General features: G+C 63.7%; 14 protein-coding genes. 11 read left to right on the top strand and 3 right to left on the bottom strand.

Annotated elements, in window-relative coordinates:
• The first annotated feature begins 209 nt into the window (after window positions 1-209).
• The 8 genes from gltB to LPW29_RS06375 all read left to right on the top strand — a co-directional run bounded on the left by gltB (window position 210) and on the right by LPW29_RS06375 (window position 12046).
• On the top strand, window positions 210-4883 hold the full coding sequence (gltB, locus tag LPW29_RS06410; RefSeq protein ID WP_238627332.1) for a glutamate synthase large subunit: 4674 nt from the start codon (window positions 210-212) through the stop codon (window positions 4881-4883).
• Window positions 4876-6342 (top strand): glutamate synthase subunit beta, encoded by a 1467-nt coding sequence (locus LPW29_RS06405; protein WP_238627331.1) that lies wholly within the window; start codon window positions 4876-4878, stop codon window positions 6340-6342. The genes gltB and LPW29_RS06405 overlap by 8 nt, the downstream gene beginning before the upstream one ends.
• A 239-nt stretch (window positions 6343-6581) precedes the next feature.
• Window positions 6582-7073 carry a glutathione peroxidase gene (locus tag LPW29_RS06400; RefSeq protein WP_238627330.1) on the top strand — a complete coding sequence of 164 codons (492 nt, stop codon included), beginning with the start codon at window positions 6582-6584 and terminating at the stop codon, window positions 7071-7073.
• 177 nt (window positions 7074-7250) lie between these two features.
• Entirely contained in the window at window positions 7251-8117 is an 867-nt protein-coding gene (locus LPW29_RS06395; protein ID WP_238627329.1) for an SDR family NAD(P)-dependent oxidoreductase, read from the top strand.
• A 430-nt stretch (window positions 8118-8547) separates the two neighbouring features.
• A complete protein-coding gene (locus tag LPW29_RS06390) occupies window positions 8548-9669 on the top strand; it encodes a TRAP transporter substrate-binding protein (protein WP_238627328.1) in 1122 nt (373 codons plus the stop codon).
• Between the two features lie 66 nt (window positions 9670-9735).
• The gene (locus LPW29_RS06385) at window positions 9736-10293 is read left to right on the top strand and encodes a TRAP transporter small permease subunit (protein WP_238627327.1); all 558 of its coding nucleotides are present in this window, start codon (window positions 9736-9738) and stop codon (window positions 10291-10293) included.
• Entirely contained in the window at window positions 10283-11587 is a 1305-nt protein-coding gene (locus LPW29_RS06380) for a TRAP transporter large permease (RefSeq protein WP_238627326.1), read from the top strand. Before LPW29_RS06385 ends, LPW29_RS06380 begins: the two co-directional genes overlap by 11 nt.
• A gap of 261 nt (window positions 11588-11848) precedes the next feature.
• Window positions 11849-12046, top strand: coding sequence for a DUF2283 domain-containing protein (locus LPW29_RS06375; protein ID WP_238627325.1), 198 nt, complete (start codon window positions 11849-11851; stop codon window positions 12044-12046).
• A gap of 22 nt (window positions 12047-12068) precedes the next feature.
• Here the strand turns inward: LPW29_RS06375 and LPW29_RS06370 are convergent, their stop codons facing one another.
• Window positions 12069-12827 (bottom strand): sulfite exporter TauE/SafE family protein, encoded by a 759-nt coding sequence (locus tag LPW29_RS06370; RefSeq protein ID WP_255705735.1) that lies wholly within the window; start codon window positions 12825-12827, stop codon window positions 12069-12071.
• Complete coding sequence (locus LPW29_RS06365; protein ID WP_238627323.1) at window positions 12814-13719, bottom strand: alpha/beta hydrolase; 906 nt, start codon at window positions 13717-13719, stop codon at window positions 12814-12816. Before LPW29_RS06365 ends, LPW29_RS06370 begins: the two co-directional genes overlap by 14 nt.
• Before the next feature lie 76 nt (window positions 13720-13795).
• On the opposite strand from LPW29_RS06365, the gene LPW29_RS06360 reads away from it, so the two are divergent.
• The 3 genes from LPW29_RS06360 to LPW29_RS06350 all read left to right on the top strand — a co-directional run bounded on the left by LPW29_RS06360 (window position 13796) and on the right by LPW29_RS06350 (window position 15343).
• Window positions 13796-13939 carry a hypothetical protein gene (locus tag LPW29_RS06360; protein WP_238627322.1) on the top strand — a complete coding sequence of 48 codons (144 nt, stop codon included), beginning with the start codon at window positions 13796-13798 and terminating at the stop codon, window positions 13937-13939.
• 344 nt (window positions 13940-14283) lie between these two features.
• Complete coding sequence (locus tag LPW29_RS06355) at window positions 14284-14922, top strand: thiol:disulfide interchange protein DsbA/DsbL (protein WP_238627321.1); 639 nt, start codon at window positions 14284-14286, stop codon at window positions 14920-14922.
• Between the two features lie 118 nt (window positions 14923-15040).
• Window positions 15041-15343: a hypothetical protein gene (locus LPW29_RS06350; protein WP_238627320.1), complete on the top strand. Its 303-nt coding sequence runs from the start codon at window positions 15041-15043 to the stop codon at window positions 15341-15343.
• 22 nt (window positions 15344-15365) lie between these two features.
• Here the strand turns inward: LPW29_RS06350 and spoT are convergent, their stop codons facing one another.
• Window positions 15366-17549, bottom strand: a complete 2184-nt coding sequence (gene spoT / locus LPW29_RS06345; protein WP_238627319.1) for a bifunctional GTP diphosphokinase/guanosine-3',5'-bis pyrophosphate 3'-pyrophosphohydrolase — start codon at window positions 17547-17549, stop codon at window positions 15366-15368.
• Between the last annotated feature and the right edge of the window lie 5 nt (window positions 17550-17554).

The raw sequence follows: 17554 nt of genomic DNA, 5'->3' as shown, positions 1-17554 counted from the left end.
GAAACAGTGCATACCACGCAATTCCTTGCCCTTTTAGGTGACAAACACTGGCACAATGAAAAGTTTCGCTTTACTCTCCCAAGCCCGCCGGTTGATGGCCTTCCGCGCGGGCCTGTGAGAGTGGGCGATCCCCAGCCCTTGCAACGCCAGCCCCCTGCGTCAGATTGCCGCGGATGCCGACCAGCGACCAGATATCAGCGAGGTCAACGATGAGTTTTCACGCCTTACCGCCCGAACAGGGCCTATATGATCCATCCCTGGAGCGCGATGCCTGTGGTGTCGGCTTTGTGTGCCACATCAGAAACGAGAAGAGTCATCGGATCGTCGCGCAGGGCCTGGAAATCCTGGAACGCATCAATCACCGGGGTGCCGTCGGCGCCGACCCCAAGGCCGGCGATGGGGCCGGTATCCTGGTGCAGATTCCGGACGCCTTCTTCCGCTCCAAGGTCGGGTTCGACCTGCCGGAGGTCGGCCGCTACGGCGTGGGGGTGATCTTCCTGCCTCAGGATGCCGGCCTGCGCGAACAGATGCAGACCATCATCGAGAAGCACATCCAGGAAGGCGGTCAGACCGTACTGGGCTGGCGCGACGTCCCCGTGGACAACAGCGACCTGGGCGAGAGCGTGCTGCCCAGCGAACCGGTGGTGCGCCAGGTATTCATCGGCCGAGGGGATAACTGCCCCGATCAAGACGCCTTCGAACGCAAACTGTTCGTGATCCGCAAGCGCATGGACAACGACATCCGCGATGCCGGGCACGGTGTGGATGCCTGCTATGTGTGCTCCATGTCTTCCCGCACGGTCAACTACAAGGGCATGCTGCTGGCCGGCCAGGTGGGCCACTACTATCTGGACCTGCAGGACGAGACCTTCGTCAGCGCCCTGGCGCTGGTGCACCAGCGCTTCTCCACCAACACCTTCCCCACCTGGGATCTGGCGCAGCCGTTCCGCATGGTCTGCCACAACGGCGAGATCAACACCCTGCGCGGCAACGTGAACTGGATGGCGGCCCGCCGCCACACCATGCGCTCCGAGGTGCTGGGCGATGACCTGGACACCATCTGGCCGCTGATCCCCGAGGGCCAGTCCGACTCCGCCTGCTTTGACAACGCCCTGGAACTGCTGGTGATGGGAGGCTACTCCCTGGCTCACGCCATGATGATCCTCATCCCCGAGGCCTGGTCGGGCAACACCCTGATGGACGAGAAGCGCCGCGCCTTCTACGAGTACCACATGGCTCTGATGGAGCCCTGGGACGGCCCCGCCGCCATGTGCTTCACCGATGGCCGGCAGATCGGTGCCACCCTGGACCGCAACGGCCTGCGCCCGGCCCGCTACCTGGTCACCAATGACGACATGGTGATCCTGGGTTCGGAAATGGGCGTGCTGGACATCCCCGAAGAACGCATCGTCAAGAAATGGCGTCTGCAGCCCGGTCGCATGCTGCTGATTGATCTGGAAGAAGGCCGTATCATCAGTGATGATGAGGTCAAGGCCCAGCTGTCCGAGGCCCGCCCCTATGGGGAATGGCTCAAGAAGACCCAGATTCGCCTGGAAGACCTGCCCACTGGCGTCGGCCCCATGGCCCCCGATGACGCCACCCTGCTGGACTACCAGCAGGCCTTCGGCTACACCCAGGAGGATCTCAAGTTCCTGCTCACCCCCATGGTGCTCACCGGCCAGGAGGCCGTGGGCTCCATGGGTGCGGACAACCCCCCCTCGGTGCTCTCGACCCGGCCCAAGAACCTGTCCAACTACTTCAAGCAGAACTTTGCCCAGGTGACCAACCCGCCCATCGACCCGATCCGCGAGGAACTGGTCATGTCGCTGGTGTGCATGATCGGCCCGCGCCCCAATCTGCTGGGCATCAACGAGGCTGGTCAGCACTGGCGCCTGGAGACCCCGCAACCAGTGCTCACCAACCAGGATCTGGAGCGTATTCGTCACATCGAATACAACTCCAGCGGTGCCTTCCGCACCCGTACCCTGGATGTGTGCTATGCGGCTTCCGAAGGGGCCGAGGGCATGGAAACCGCCCTGGAGACCCTGTGCGCCAAGGCCGAGCAGGCGGTGCTCGATGGCTTCAACATCCTGATCCTGTCCGACCGGGATACCAACCAGGATCGCGTGCCGATCCCCATGCTGCTGGCCACCTCCGCAGTGCATCACCATCTGATCGACAAGGGCCTGCGCACCAGCTCCGGCATTGTCGTGGAGACCGGTGCCGCCCTGGAAGTGCATCACTTCGCCACCCTGGGGGGTTATGGCGCCGAGGCCATCAACCCCTATCTGGCCTTCGACACCATCCAGTCCATGCTGGATCGCCTGCCCGAGCGGCTGAGCTTTGAAGAGGCCCAGAAACGCTACATCAAGGCCGTGGGCAAGGGCCTGCTCAAGGTGATGTCCAAGATGGGCATCTCCACCCTGGAGTCCTATTGCGGCGCCCAGATCTTCGACGCGGTGGGCCTGAACACGGCCTTCGTTGACAAATACTTCTCCGGCACTCAGACCCGCGTGGAAGGCATTGGCCTGGCCCAGGTGGCCGAAGAGGCCGTGCGCTGGCACCAGCAGGCCTATGGCCATGCGGAGATCTACCGCGACCAGCTGGATGTGGGCGGTGACTATGCGTTCCGTCTGCGTGGCGAAAGCCATGTCTGGAACCCGGACACCATCGCCAAGCTGCAGCACGCCACCCGCGCCAACGATGCTGCCACCTTTGCCGAGTTCTCCCGCATGATCGACGAGCAGACCGAGAACCTGCTCACCTTCCGCGGCCTGATGGACTTCCGTTTCGCTGACCGCGAGATCCCCCTGGACGAGGTGGAACCGGCCAAGGAGATCGTCAAGCGCTTCGCTACCGGGGCCATGTCCTTCGGCTCCATCTCCCACGAGGCCCACTCCACCCTGGCCAAGGCCATGAACGCCATCGGCGGCAAGTCCAACACCGGCGAGGGCGGCGAGGAACCGGAGCGCTTCCTGCCCCTGGCGGACGGCGCCAGAAACCCGGAGCGTTCCGCCATCAAGCAGGTGGCCTCAGGGCGCTTTGGCGTCACCACCGAATACCTGGTGAACGCCGACGACATCCAGATCAAGGTGGCCCAGGGCGCCAAGCCCGGTGAGGGTGGCCAGCTGCCCGGTCATAAGGTGAATGCCCAGATCGCCCGGGTGCGTCATTCCACCCCTGGCGTGGCCCTGATCTCGCCGCCGCCGCATCACGATATCTATTCCATCGAGGATCTGGCCCAGCTGATCCACGACCTGAAGAACGTCAACCCCAAGGCCCGCGTCTCCGTGAAGCTGGTCTCCGAGGTGGGCGTGGGTACCGTGGCCGCGGGCGTCTCCAAGGCTCACGCGGATCACATCACCATCGCCGGCTATGACGGTGGCACGGGCGCCAGTCCGCTCACCTCCATCAAGCACGCCGGCAGCTCCTGGGAGATCGGCCTGGCCGAGACCCATCAGACCCTGGTGATGAACCGTCTGCGCGGGCGTGTTTCCCTGCAGGTGGACGGCGGTCTGCGCACCGGCCGTGATGTGGTCATCGGCGCCCTGCTGGGGGCCGATGAGTTTGGTTTTGCCACCGCGCCGCTGATCGTGGAAGGCTGCATCATGATGCGCAAATGCCACCTGAACACCTGCCCGGTGGGCGTGGCCACCCAGGATCCGGAACTGCGCAAGCGCTTCACTGGCAAGCCGGAGCATGTGATCAACTACTTCTTCTTCGTGGCCGAAGAGGTCCGTCGCCTGATGGCCAAGTTGGGCTTCCGCACCATGGACGAGATGATCGGCCAGGCGGATCGCCTGGAGATGCGTCGCGCCATCAACCACTGGAAGGCCGAGGGTCTGGACTACACCAAGCTCCTGACCCGCCCGGACGTGGGCCCGGACGTGGCCATCCGTCACTGCGAACTCCAGGATCACGGCCTGGACAAGGCCCTGGATCACGAACTGATCCAGCAGGCCGAGCCCGCCCTGAGCCAGGGCAAGCCGGTGACGATCCAGGCACAGATCCGCAACTACCACCGCACCGTGGGCACCATGCTCTCCGGCCGCGTGGCCGAGCGTTATGGCCATGCGGGGTTGCCGGACGACACCATCCACATCAAGGCCACGGGCACCGGCGGCCAGTCCTTCGGGGCCTGGCTGGCCAAGGGCGTGACCCTCGACATGGAAGGCGAGGCCAACGACTACGTGGGCAAAGGCCTCTCCGGTGGTCGCATCATCATCTATCCGCCCGCCCGTTCGGCCATCAACCCGGCCGAGGACAACATCATCGTGGGCAACACGGTGCTCTACGGCGCCATCAGCGGTGAGGTGTTCTTCCGTGGCGTGGCGGGTGAGCGGTTCTGTGTGCGCAACTCCGGCGCCACCGCGGTGGTGGAGGGCGTGGGTGACCACGGTTGTGAATACATGACCGGCGGTATCATGGTGTGCCTGGGCACCACGGGCCGCAACTTTGCTGCCGGCATGTCCGGTGGTATCGCCTATGTGCTGGACGAGGACGGCAGCTTTGCCGACCGCTGCAACCAGGCCATGGTGGAACTGGAACCCATCGCCGCCGAGGACGATGCCCTGGAGTCCTGGGATCACCAGGGCGGCGACCTGGAGACCCACGGTCGCGTGAATGTGAGTCACGACATGACCCGCTTCGACGCCCAGCGCCTCAAGAGCCTGATCCAGCGCCATCTGGATTACACGGGCTCGACCCGCGCCAAGACCATCCTGGACGACTGGGAGGCCTGGCTGCCTCGCTTCGTCAAGGTCATGCCGGTGGATTATCGCCGCGCACTGGAAGACCTCCAGGCCCAGAAGGCCCGTCCGCCCGAGCCCAACAAACCGCCAAAGGCCAGCCAGACGCTTGAAGGGAGCGCCAACCATGGGTAAGCCAACCGGATTCATGGAATACGACCGTCGCGACCGGCACTACGAGCCGGCCGCCGACCGCATCGTGCACTACCGGGAATTCGTCATTCCCCTGAAACCCGACCAGGTGCAGGAACAGGGGGCTCGCTGTATGGACTGCGGCATCCCCTTCTGCCACCAGGGCTGTCCGGTGAACAACCTGATCCCCGACTGGAACGACCTGGTCTATCGGAACGACTGGGAAGAAGCCATCAAGGTGCTGCATTCCACCAACAACTTCCCGGAGTTCACCGGACGCATCTGCCCGGCGCCCTGCGAGACCTCGTGCACGCTCAACATCGACGACACGCCGGTGACCATCAAGACCATCGAGTGCGCCATCGTTGACCGGGCCTGGGAAGAAGGCTGGATCAAACCCCAGGTGGCCCATCGGCGCACCGGCAAGACCGTGGCCGTGATCGGTTCCGGCCCTGCCGGTCTGGCCTGTGCCCAGCAACTGGCCCGGGCTGGTCATAACGTGGACGTGTTCGAGAAGGCCGATCGCATCGGTGGTCTGCTGCGCTATGGCATCCCGGACTTCAAGATGGAGAAGACCCACATCGACCGGCGCATCGCCCAGATGCGCACGGAGGGCGTGCGTTTCCATACCCTGTCCCATATCGGCGTGGACATCCCCGTGTCCCGGCTGCAGGCTGACTACGATGCACTGGTCCTGGCCGGTGGTTCAGAGAAGCCCCGTGACCTGCCGGTTCCCGGCCGGGAGCTCAACGGCGTGCACTTCGCCATGGACTTCCTCACCCGCAACAGCAAGCGGGTGCAGGGGGTGTTCGTGCCCGACGACGACTTCATCAGCGCCCAGGGCAAGCACGTGCTGGTCATCGGCGGCGGCGACACCGGCTCCGACTGCATCGGCACCTCCAACCGCCACGGCGCGGCCCACGTCACCCAGGTGGAGATCCTGGACAAGCCGCCGCAGAAGGAAGACAAGGGCCTCACCTGGCCCGACTGGCCCAACCGCATGCGCACCTCCAGCTCCCAGGAGGAAGGCTGCGACCGCATGTGGAATATCGCCACCAAGGGCTTCATTGATGATGGCCATGGCAATGTGAAGGCGGCCAAGGTGGTCACGGTGAAGTGGGAGAAGGACGCCGAGGGTCGTTTCCAGATGAGCGAAGTGCCCGGCACCGAGCAGGAGATCCGCTGCGATCTCGTGCTGCTGGCCATGGGCTTCGTGCATCCTGTGCAGGAAGGCATGCTGGCTGAACTGACGGAAAAATCGGGCATGGAGCTGGACGCCCGCGGTAACGTCAAGGGCAGCACCGAGGGCGACAAGGCCTATCACACCAGCGCCGAGGGCGTATTTGCCGCCGGCGACATGCGTCGCGGCCAGTCCCTGGTGGTGTGGGCCATCCGTGAGGGTCGTCAGTGCGCCCGCTCGGTGGATCAATGGCTGATGGGCCGCACCGACCTGCCGCGGTAAGCCCACCACCCTCACCCCAACCCCTCTCCCGCCAGCGGGAGAGGGGCTCATGGGTCCACCATCCCAAGGAGAAGACTTCATTGCTCCCTTCTCCCCCTCGGGGGAGAAGGGCCGGGGATGAGGGGGAGCGGCGAGCACACGCAGTCCGCTTTACCCCCACCCTCACATCGGGCACTCTCAAGGCCTCGTGATCCATCCTGTCAGGATGGCACTCATCATCGGTCCAGGGAGTACAGCCCATGCCAGAGACACCCACCTCCGTCTATGACTTCGAGGCCACCGACATCCAGGGCAACCCCCGCCCGCTGTCGGAATTTGCCGGACGGGTCCTGCTGATCACCAACGTGGCCAGTCAATGCGGCTTTACGGGCCAGTACAGTGGCCTGCAGGCCCTGCAGGACCGTTTTCATGAACGCGGTTTCGACGTCCTGGCTTTTCCCTGCAACCAGTTCGGCAACCAGGAACCTGGGGATGAATCCCAGATCGCCCAGTTCTGCAGCACGCGCTTTCAGGCAAACTTCCCCCTGTTCACCAAGGTGGAGGTAAACGGCGACAACGCCCACCCCCTCTACCAGCACCTCAAGGCCCAGGCCCCGGGCCTGATGGGGACTCAGGCGGTGAAATGGAACTTCACCAAGTTCCTGGTGGACCGTGAGGGACAGGTGGTCCGGCGGTACGCACCCAATACGGATCCGAAGGACATCGCCCAGGATATTGAGCGCTTGCTGTAAAGCCCGTGCCCACCGCGCCCCTCATCCCCAGCCCTTCTCCCCAGAGGGGAGAAGGGCATTTTGACCCCCTCTCACCCTCAGCCTTTCTTCCCCGAGACTGGCTGCCATCTTTGAGCCCCTCTCCCGCAGGCGGGAGAGGGGGTGGGGTGAGGGCCGCTTTCATCAAGGACATACCCGATGAACACCGCCTCCTCTGACCCCACCCAACACACCGCGCTCATCACCGGTGCCAACTCCGGTCTGGGCAAGGCCATCGCCACGGAGCTGGCACGCCGGGGCATGACGCTGGTGATGGTCTGCCGCTCCCTCTCTCGCGGCGAACAGGCCCGCTGGGAAATCCGCGCCGAGAGCGGCAACGAAGACATCCACCTGATCACCGGTGATCTTGCGGAACAATCAGACGTTCGTCGCGTGGCGGCGCAGTTCAATCGCGACTTCAAGGCGCTGCACCTGCTCATCAACAACGCCGGCAGCGCCTTCCCGGAACGACGCCTCACCCACGATGGCATTGAAAAGGCCCTGGCCATCAATCATGTGGCCCCCTTCCTGCTCACCCGCCTGCTGCTCCCCCGTCTCAAGTCCAGCGCCCCGGCCCGGATCATCAACGTGGGCACCCGGTTCAACACGGCCATGGACCTGGACGATCTCAACTGGGAGAAGCGACGCTATCGCATGATGCAGGCCTACGGGCAGTCCAAGCTGGGGATGCTGCACTCAACCTTCGAACTGGCACGGCAACTGGAAGGCTCCGGCGTCACCGTGAACTGCGTCTTCCCCGGGGTGTTCATGTCGAACCTGGGCGGTACCGACGGCGCGCAGAACGCCTTCTGGCGGGCGGTGGCACGCTGGCTGGGCTGGGCCATCCCCACGGCAAACCAGGCGGCTCAGTCGGTGATTCACTATGCCACGGCCCCCGAGATGGCCAACCTCAATGGCCAGTATGTCTCCCGCAAGGGCCCCGTAAAGGCACCCGCACAGGCCCGCGCCCCCGAGATGAACCGGCGTGTCTGGGAGGCCACCGAAGCCCTGATCAAGGCGTCATAACACGCTTTGCGGCACCGTCATCCTTAACGCTTCGAGACACGCCTCACAACCCCGTCACCCGTAGGGGCGCCTCAGGTATGCCTCACAACCCCATCACCCGTAGGGGCGCCTCAGGTATGCCTCACAACCCCATCACCCGTAGGGGCGCCTCAGATACGCATCACAACCCCATCACCCGTAGGGGCGCTTCGAGAAGCGCCCGGCCGGACGCTCCGAGCCCACGGGCTTACCCGACAGGCCCGTGACGCCGGTGCCCATGCCGGGTCGTTCGCGAACGACCCGTACGGGGTGGGGACATCCATGACACAGAAACATGGCCCTCACCGATACCCCGTCTGGCATCCAGGCCCCGGATGCGTCATAATTTTCCCTGGCCCAAGAGCCAACGAATCAAATCACAAGAACAGAAACCACCGAGGAGATCACAACCATGTCCATCAAACGTCGCGACTTCCTCAAGGCCGGCACGGCGGTGGCCACAGGGGCCGCCGCCGTGCTGGGGGCGCCAGCCATCGTCAAGGCTCAGGAACGCTTCAACTGGCGCATGACCACCACCTGGCCCGCCGGCCTGCCGTTCTTCCAGACCGGCCCTGGCAGCGCCACGGATTTTGCCCGGCGTGTGGAAGAGATGTCGGATGGACGCATCCGCATCCGCGTCTATTCCGCGAACGAACTGGTCCCTGCCTTCGAGGGCTTTGACGCCGCCTCCTCTGGCCGGCAGGTGCAACTCAACCATGGCTGCGCCTATTACTGGGCGGGCAAGTCCTTTGCCGCCCAGTATTTCACCTCAGTCCCCTTCGGCATGACCTTCCAGGGGCACAACGCCTGGCTGAACGAGGGCGGCGGTTACGAACTCTACCGGGAGGTGTACGAACCCTTTGACCTGATCCCCCTCGTGGTGGGTTGCACTGGCGTGCAGCCCATGGGCTGGTTCAGGGAACCGGTGGAGAGCCTGGCGGATTTCAGGGGCCTGAACATCCGCATGCCGGGCCTGGCGGGGGACATCTACAATGCCATTGGCGCCAATGCCCGCCTGCTGCCCGGTGGCGAACTGTTTGCCGCGCTGGAACGCGGTGCCATCGATGCCGCCGAGTGGGTGGGGCCCTATTCCGACCGGGAACTGGGCCTGCATCGGGCCGCCAAATACTACTATTCCTCCGGCTGGCACGAGCCGGCCACCAGTACCGAGGTGGTGGTGAACCGTCGCGCCTGGGAATCCCTGCCCAAGGACCTGCAGGCGATCATGCGCAATGCCGCCGCAGCCTGCAATATCACGTCTCACGCCTGGCTGGAGGCCCGCAATGCCGATGCCCTGGACGACCTGGTGAACAACCATGGGGTGCAGTTCGGCCCCGTGCCCGACGATGTGATCCAGGCCCTGCAGGAGGCAACCCGGGACATCCTCAGCGACCGCGCCTCGAACGATGAGCTCACCCGCAAGGTCCACGAGAGCTACTTCAGGTTCAAGGCCCGCCACGACCGCTGGCAGGCCAACTCGGAGACCATGTTCCAGACCCAGATCCGGGATCTGGGACAGAAGATCCTGGGTTGATACACCCTCACCCCAACCCCTCTCCCGCTGGCGGGAGAGGGGCCTTGTGCTGTTTGGGAGAACGTCATGTCCCGACTCCTGCTGCGCATCGAACGCGCCCTGAACCAAGTGACCCGCCTGGCCGGCGGGGTTGCGGCTGTCAGCATGGCGGCGTTGGTGCTGCTGGTCTTCATCAACATGGCTGCGCGGTACGCCCTGGGTATCGGCACGGTCTGGTCACAGGAACTGGAGTGGTATGTCCTGTCCCTCACGGTCATGACGGGTATCGCCTATGCCATGCGCGCCGATGAACACGTGCGCGTGGATGTCTTTTCTCACCACCTCAGCCGCGTGGGCAAGCTCTGGCTGGATGGCATCACCATGCTGTTGGTGGCCATTCCAGTGTCCCTGCTGGTTCTCTACTACACTTGGCCTTTTGTACAAATCGCCTATGTGCGCGGCGAGGGCTCTCCCAATGCCGGTGGGATGCCCTGGCTTTTCCTGCCCAAGGCCATGATCCTGGTAGGCTTCGCACTGATTCTCATCGAGTCATTGCGGCAATTGCTACGCATTGGCCGGCGCCTGGTCTTCCATTACCGCCATGCACGTCGTCACAACGCAGGGAGCGCCGATCATGCCGCTTGAGTACATCGCCCTGATGATGGTGGCCGCCTTCTTCGTCCTGGTGCTCACCGGCATACCGGTGGCCTTCGCGGTGGCGGCAGTGGGCTTCATCTTCGGCTTCATCGGCTTTGAAGGCTGGTTGTTCGAACTGCTGCCCGCCCGCATCTTCGGCACCATCACCAATTACACCCTGCTGGCCATTCCGTTATTCGTCTTCATGGGGGTGATGCTGGACAAGACCCGCGTGGCCGAACGCATGCTGGAGGTGATCGGCCACGCCAGCGGCGCCCTGCCCGGCGGCATGGCCCTGGCGGTGATCATGGTGGGTGTGCTGATGGGGGCGGCCATCGTCACCCTCACCCTCATGGCCCTGCCCACGTTGCTCCGGCGCGGTTACAAGCCCACCGTGGCCTGCGGCACCATCTGCGCCGCAGGCACCCTGGGACAGATCATCCCTCCAAGCCTGGTCCTGCTGGTGCTGGCGGACACCATGAACCTCTCCGTGGGTAGCCTGTTTGCCGCGGCCCTGATCCCTGGGCTGCTGCTGGCCACCCTGTACGTGCTGTATCTGTTCGTGCTGGCCTGGTTCTATTCTGCCGACGTGCCGGCCCTGGATGCGGCCGAGCGGGCCGCCATGAGCACCCGTCAATTGATCCGGGACCTGTTCACCTCGGTCCTGCCTCCCCTGGCGCTGGTGCTGGCAGTCCTTGGGTCCATTATCGGCGGCATCGCGGCCCCCACTGAGGCAGCCGCCGTAGGGGCCGTGGGTGCCATGGTGGTAGCGGCCGTGATGGGCCGGTTGAGTCGCCCCATCCTGTCGGAGACCCTGAAGGTCACGGTGCGCATCACGGCCATGGTCTTCTTCGTGCTGATCGCGTCGCAGGTCTTCGCCCTGGCCTTCCGTGGGCTGGACGGGGAGTTCCTGGTGGAGGCCATGTTCAACTGGGTGCCCGGCGGCCCCTACGGCACCCTGCTGTTCATGCTGCTGCTGATCTTCCTGCTGGGGTTCTTCCTGGAGTGGATCCAGATCACCTACATCGTGGTGCCGCTGTTCATGCCCTTTCTGGCGGGCTACCCGGAGTTTTCCACGGTGTGGATCGCCATTCTGATCGCCATGAACCTGCAGACCTCGTTCCTCACGCCGCCCTTTGGATGGTCGCTGATCTTCATGAAGGGGGTGGCGCCCCGAGGCATCAAGACCACGGACATCTACAAGGGCGCCGTGCCCTTCGTGATCATTCAGATGGCCGCCCTGGGGCTGCTGGTGGTCTTCCCGCAGATCGCCCTGTGGCTGCCGGAAGCCATTGGGTGGTAATGGATACCATGGACCAACCCGTCATCAAGTGAAAACAACAAAGTATTTCCAAGCAACACGAGCAAGGCCTGATCGTGCCAGAATCAAGGACGAGTGGATCTGTCATGTCATCGAGCACCCGGAAAGAGAATTCATCCAGGCAGACGGTCGCATCAGACGATGGGCGAGCATCAAGGAGATGGACGAGCGGTATTTGAGGGTGGTGTTATTGGCGGACGGGGAAACCGTCCATAACGCCTTCTTTGACAGGAGCTTCAAACTATGAAAATCAGCTACTTCAATGACACGGACACGCTCTATATCGAGTTCCGCGACGAAGGGATTACCGAATCCAGGGATCTGGATGAAAGAACCCTCCTTGACGTCGATGCAGACGGCAACGTGTGCGCCATCACCTTCGAGCACGCCAGCGAAAGAACCGATGTGAGCCATCTTATCGTGGAAGGCATCGCAGCTTAGGCGCCATTTGTTCCGGGGCAGCTCAGCCGGACAGTTCCAGGAAAAAGATCACCGTCGTGATCGCCCCCACGAGAACAATGCCGTTGCGCAATACATTCGGCGGCAGGCGACGGCCGATTCGGGCGCCAGCGAAGCCGCCCAGGACGGCGGCCAGGGCCATGGGGGGCAGTTCCGGCCAAGAGATGGCGCCGCCAGCCACGAAGATGGCCACGGCAATCACGGTGAGCACGGCGGAGAGCAGGTTTTTCAGGCCGTTGGCCACATTAAGATCATGCACACCCAGCAGGCGGAACATGGCCAGCATGACGATGCCCATGCCACCGTTGAAATACCCGCCATAGCCGCACACGGCCAGCACCCCCACCCGACCCCAGAGGCCATGGCCACGCCCCGCACGCCGGGACAGAAACCCATGCAGACGCGGCCCGAAGGCAAACAACACCGTGGCAAACAGCAGCAGCCAGGGCACGATCACCCGGAAGGCCTGATCCGAGGTGGCCAGCAGCAGCAAGGCACCCGCAGCGCCCCCCACGGCACCGATGACCACCACCGCCAGCACCGACAACCCCGCCGGGGCCTTGATGAGATCCCGATAGGCCCAGGCACTGGCCAGATAGCCCGGCAGCAGAGCCGCCGTGCCAGTGGCATTGGCCGCCACCGGGGGCACACCGGTAAACACCAGGGCCGGCAGGGTAAGGAAACTGCCGCCACCGGCCAGGGCATTGATGATGCCAGCGAAGAAGGCCGCCGTGGCGATGATCAGGATGCTAACCGGTTCCAGTAACACGCTCTTGCTCCGAGGGGGCGACAGGGGCCTGGTGCCGCAGGTGAGGGCGCAGCCAGTCCAGGATGGGGGCCACGTGACGAGCGAAGCCTTCTGGGTCGTTATGCTGCACATCGGGCAATTTGAGCAACGTGGCCTGGGGGTTTTCCTGGGCCAGACGGCGGGCATGCCAGGGAGGCACCACCGTATCCTGGCAGCCATGCACCAGCAGCAGCGGCGCCTTGATCTTCGCCACGGTGGTGCGCGGGGCGATGTCATCAAAGCGATGACCAATCAGCCATTCCACGCTGCGATTGATGATCAGCCCCAACGGCCGGCGGGGGATGCCCCGCTCCTGGAGCCAGCCGTTCATCATGGGTTCGGGGTGGGAGAAGGCAGACAGACTGATCACCGCCCGGATCCCCGGGTTGCGCGAGGCGGTGAGCAGCACCGCACCGGCCCCCACGGAATGCCCCAGCAGGATGAAATCCCCGTGGCCTCGCGCCCGTAATCCGGCCATGACGGCTTCGGCATCCTCGGCAAAGCGGGGCAGCGAGGCAAAGGTGTCATCATCGCTCTGACCATGGCAACGGGCATCGAACACCGCCACGTTGAGCCCCTCACTCAGCAGCCTTGGCACCATGAACAGCAGATGCGAGCCATTGGCCCCCCAGCCATGCACCATGACCACCACCGGCGCGCCGGGGTGGCTCAGATACCAGGCGGCGGACAAGGTCCGCCCCCGGCACGTGGGCACCCGGACCCGTTCGGCCGGGATGGCCAGGCTTTCAGGGTCATTCACCCAGCGCCGATCCCGGATACGAAAGGCCCGTTGCAGCCACAGGCGCAGGGAGAACAGACCGAGAGCGATCAGCACCCCAGCCCCGATAAGGGATATCAAGATTGTCATGGCATCCATGGGGCCTCCGGCCCCAATTCAAATGATATTCCAGGGCACTTCCGCCCCGGGGCATGTTCAAACGGATATGGACATTCCACTACTGATCATCGGCGCCCTGCTGATTGCCACCCTCACGGCCTTCATGCTGGGCATACTGCCTTATCCCATCGGCTGGATCATCCTGACCATGGCCTTCTTCGGACGCCTGATGTTCATCAAGTCGCGCTGATGGCATTTTGCAGCCTTGGGCCAGTATAATACTTGGTCAACGGCCCACCATTGATCGCGGCGCCTCAATCCGGGCATGATCAGGGCGGATCCCGGACAAAGGGAGGAGCGGCTCGAAGCGGCCGCTACACTCATGAGCATGATGCCTGTCGTGAACCGGGTTTCACGCTGGCTCGGGGCATTGAGCCCCATTCCGAAAGGCTGTGATGACACCACCTTTCACTGGTGGCGGGCCTGTGCCCGTCCATGGCCGAACACCCAGACCCCATACCTGATCCTGAAGTCACGCAACCAGGGTGGTCGGCCCGAAGCCAAAGCAAATGATCCTGCCCCTGGAGCAAACTGATGCCGTTGACCCGACGTCGATTCAATCAATTTCTGGTGGGGGGGCTGGGCCTGGCCCTCGCCCCCATCACCCTGGCAGAACTGCAGGAAGGACGTGACTGGCGCGCCATCTCCCGCCCCCAGAGCGAGGCCCCCGAAGGCAAGATTGAATTGCTCAAGTTCTTTTCCTACGGCTGCCCCTTCTGTGGTCAGCTCAATCAGGTGATGAAACCCTGGGTTGAGGGCCTGCCCGACGATGTGGTGTTCCGCCGAGTCCCGGTCTCCTTCAACCGCTCTGCCTGGGCCAATCTTTCCCGCGTGTACTTTGCCCTGGAGGCCACCGGGGAACTGGAGCGACTGAACCAGGAAGTCTTCGACGCCGTTGGCCAGCGTCGTGAGCGGCTGTTCACCGAGCAGGCGATCATGGACTGGATGGAGAATCGCGACGTCGACATGGAGCAATTTTCCCAGGCCTTCCATGCCTCCCGCACTCAGACGCTGGTGGCGCGCAGCGACCGCCTGCAATCACGTTTTAGAGTCAACAGCGTCCCCACCCTGGTGGTGGATGGCCGCTACGCGGTGGTGGGCGAAGAAGCCCGCACCTATCAGGACCTGCTGGATATCGCCGAAGGGCTCATGGATAAGGCCCGCGAGACCTGACCCCAAGCCCCCCCCCACCCGTGGGATCCGCCCATTCTCTCATGGAGATGAAGACCATGACGTCAGCCATTGACCTGTCATCCCGCTTACCTTCGCTCACTCACGCGACGACCTAGCCATGAACGATTCCCAACCCACCTCTCCGCGCCGTCGACTGCAAAGCCTGCTGGCCATACCCGACAGCCAGCGAACCGAAGAACAATGGGACGAGCTCATCGAGCTGGAAATCTCCCTGGCGCCGGTCAATCAGAAAAAACCCGGGGAGCAGAGCGCTGAACCCGCCAGCCGTGCACCACGCAGCAGCGGACCCAAGCGACCGCGTGCCGGCGGCAACGGCGGCGCACGCAAGAAGACCTTCAGCAACAAGAAGACCGCCTCGCAGGGCGGCCGCAGCGCCCCCCGGGGAGCCGTAAGCGAGTAGGATCGACCCGCGCCGGAGGCCTTTACCCCCGTGCCCGAGAGATGCGCAGCACCTCGGGCACGCGGCGCAGGCGCCGCATCAGGTCAGCCAGATGCTTGCGACTGCGCACGCTCAGGGTGAAGGTGATGGTCGAGGCATGGCCATCGCGCTCATCGAACGAGACATTCTCGATATTCGATCCCATGTCAGCAATCACCGAGGCCAGATTCGCCAGCACCCCTCGTTTGTTGGCGGTCTGGGCGCGAATGGCGGCGGCATATTCCTGGGTGGAATCCTCCGACCAGGCCACCGGGATCCACTTGTCCGGTTTGTTGCGGTATTCGGCCACGTTGCGACATGGCTCCCGATGCACCACCAGCCCCCGGCCGGCGCTCATCACGCCCACGATGGGATCACCGGGTATGGGGTGACAACACTTGGCAAATGACAGCACCATGCCCTCGGTGCCCTTGACCGCCAGGGGCTTGCCCAGACTCGCCGGTGAGGGTGCGGCAGCGTCATCTCCCATGTCATCGCTGCTCAGGCGCCGGGCCACCAGGGTGGCCATGCGGTTGCCCAAGCCTACATCGCCCAGCAAGGCATCCAGATTGGGGAGTTGCAGGTCCTCCAGGAGGCGCTGCATCTCTTGCGGAGGGATCTCTTCCAGGCTTTTGCCCACGCCGATCAGGGCCTTGTCCAGCAACCGCCGCCCCAGATTGACGGCCTCACCCTGCTGCAGATTCTTGAGGTAATGCCGGATAGCGGTCCGGGCCTTGCCGGTCACCACGAAGTTCAGCCAGGCAGGATTGGGGCGCGCACCGGGGGCAGTGATCACCTCCACTGTACGGCCACTCTCCAGTTTGGTGGACAGCGGCGCCAGGCGCCGATCGATCTTGGCCGCCACGCAGGTGTTGCCCACATCCGAGTGCACCGCGTAGGCAAAGTCCACCGCCGTGGCCCCCTTGGGCAACTCCATGATCTCGCCCCGGGGCGTGAAGATGTAGACCTCTTCGGGAAACAGGTCCACCTTCACGTTTTCCAGGAACTCCATGGAGTTGCCAGCGGCCTGCTGGATCTCCAGCACGCCCTTGAGCCATTCCCGGGCCCGGGCCTGGGCAGAGGCGGACTGACGATCCCCGGCCTTGTACAGCCAGTGGGCGGCAATACCACTCTCGGCCACCCGGTCCATCTCCTCGGTGCGGATCTGCACCTCGATAGGGATACCATGAGGGCCAAACAACACGGTGTGCAGGCTCTGATAGCCGTTCGCCTTGGGGATGGCGATGTAGTCCTTGAAGCGACCCGGAACCGGCTTGTACAGATTGTGGACCACGCCCAGGGCCCGATAGCAGGCATCCACGTCGGTCACCACGATGCGAATGGCAAAGACATCGAACACCTCTTCGAAGGAGAGGCGTTTTTGCCGCATCTTGCGGTAGATGCTGTAGAGGTTTTTCTCCCGGCCGATGATGCGCGAGACGATCCCCGCCTCCTCCATGCGCGAGCAGATGGCGGTTTCGATCTTCTGCATCACCTCCTTGCGATGCCCACGGGATTTCTTCACAGCATCCTGAAGCACCTTGTAGCGCAGCGGATTGTGGGAGGCGAAGCCCAGCACCTCCAGTTCACGCCGGATGGCATTCATGCCCAGGCGCTGGGCAATGGGGGCGTAGATCTCCAGGGTTTCCCGGGCGATGCGCCGGCCCTTGTCCGGACGCATGACCCCCAGGGTACGCATGTTGTGCAGGCGATCCGCCAGCTTGACCATGATCACCCGCAGGTCGCGGGTGATGGCCAGCATCATCTTGCGGAAGTTTTCGGCCTGCGCCTCGGCCTTGGAGCGGAACTTCAGGTGGGTGAGCTTGGAGACGCCATCCACCAGTTCGGCCACATCCTCGCCGAATTCCTCGATGATCCGTTCCTTGCTGATGTGGGTATCCTCCATGACGTCATGGAGGATGGCGGCGATGATGCTGCGATGGTCCATCCGCATCTCGGCCATGGTCTTGGCCACGGCCAGGGGATGGACGATATAGGGGTCGCCGCTCAGGCGGGTCTGACCCTCATGGGCCTCGGCGCCAAACAGATAGGCGCGATAGACTTCGCTGACCTGGTCGGGCTCCAGGTAGCTTTCCAGATAGGCGCACAGATCCCTGGCCATGAACCGGGTGGTGTCCAGGGACGCGGATGTACTGGAGGCCTGGGTGGATGTGGCACTCTCGACCATGGGGC

This window comes from Ectothiorhodospira sp. 9100 (assembly GCF_022227565.1).
Taxonomy (GTDB): domain Bacteria; phylum Pseudomonadota; class Gammaproteobacteria; order Ectothiorhodospirales; family Ectothiorhodospiraceae; genus Ectothiorhodospira; species Ectothiorhodospira marina.
Note: the sequence above shows the minus strand (reverse complement) of the source record. Positions and strands in the feature narration are given on the sequence as shown.

What these genes read in the sequence shown, in the direction of transcription:
- LPW29_RS06395 (WP_238627329.1), top strand. Translation starts at nt 7,251, where the DNA reads ATGAACACCGCCTCCTCTGACCCCACCCAACACACCGCGCTCATCACC.
- LPW29_RS06365 (WP_238627323.1), bottom strand. Translation starts at nt 13,719, where the DNA reads ATGACAATCTTGATATCCCTTATCGGGGCTGGGGTGCTGATCGCTCTC.
- LPW29_RS06390 (WP_238627328.1), top strand. Translation starts at nt 8,548, where the DNA reads ATGTCCATCAAACGTCGCGACTTCCTCAAGGCCGGCACGGCGGTGGCC.
- LPW29_RS06385 (WP_238627327.1), top strand. Translation starts at nt 9,736, where the DNA reads ATGTCCCGACTCCTGCTGCGCATCGAACGCGCCCTGAACCAAGTGACC.
- gltB (WP_238627332.1), top strand. Translation starts at nt 210, where the DNA reads ATGAGTTTTCACGCCTTACCGCCCGAACAGGGCCTATATGATCCATCC.
- LPW29_RS06350 (WP_238627320.1), top strand. Translation starts at nt 15,041, where the DNA reads ATGAACGATTCCCAACCCACCTCTCCGCGCCGTCGACTGCAAAGCCTG.
- LPW29_RS06360 (WP_238627322.1), top strand. Translation starts at nt 13,796, where the DNA reads ATGGACATTCCACTACTGATCATCGGCGCCCTGCTGATTGCCACCCTC.
- LPW29_RS06375 (WP_238627325.1), top strand. Translation starts at nt 11,849, where the DNA reads ATGAAAATCAGCTACTTCAATGACACGGACACGCTCTATATCGAGTTC.
- LPW29_RS06355 (WP_238627321.1), top strand. Translation starts at nt 14,284, where the DNA reads ATGCCGTTGACCCGACGTCGATTCAATCAATTTCTGGTGGGGGGGCTG.
- LPW29_RS06380 (WP_238627326.1), top strand. Translation starts at nt 10,283, where the DNA reads ATGCCGCTTGAGTACATCGCCCTGATGATGGTGGCCGCCTTCTTCGTC.
- spoT (WP_238627319.1), bottom strand. Translation starts at nt 17,549, where the DNA reads ATGGTCGAGAGTGCCACATCCACCCAGGCCTCCAGTACATCCGCGTCC.
- LPW29_RS06400 (WP_238627330.1), top strand. Translation starts at nt 6,582, where the DNA reads ATGCCAGAGACACCCACCTCCGTCTATGACTTCGAGGCCACCGACATC.
- LPW29_RS06405 (WP_238627331.1), top strand. Translation starts at nt 4,876, where the DNA reads ATGGGTAAGCCAACCGGATTCATGGAATACGACCGTCGCGACCGGCAC.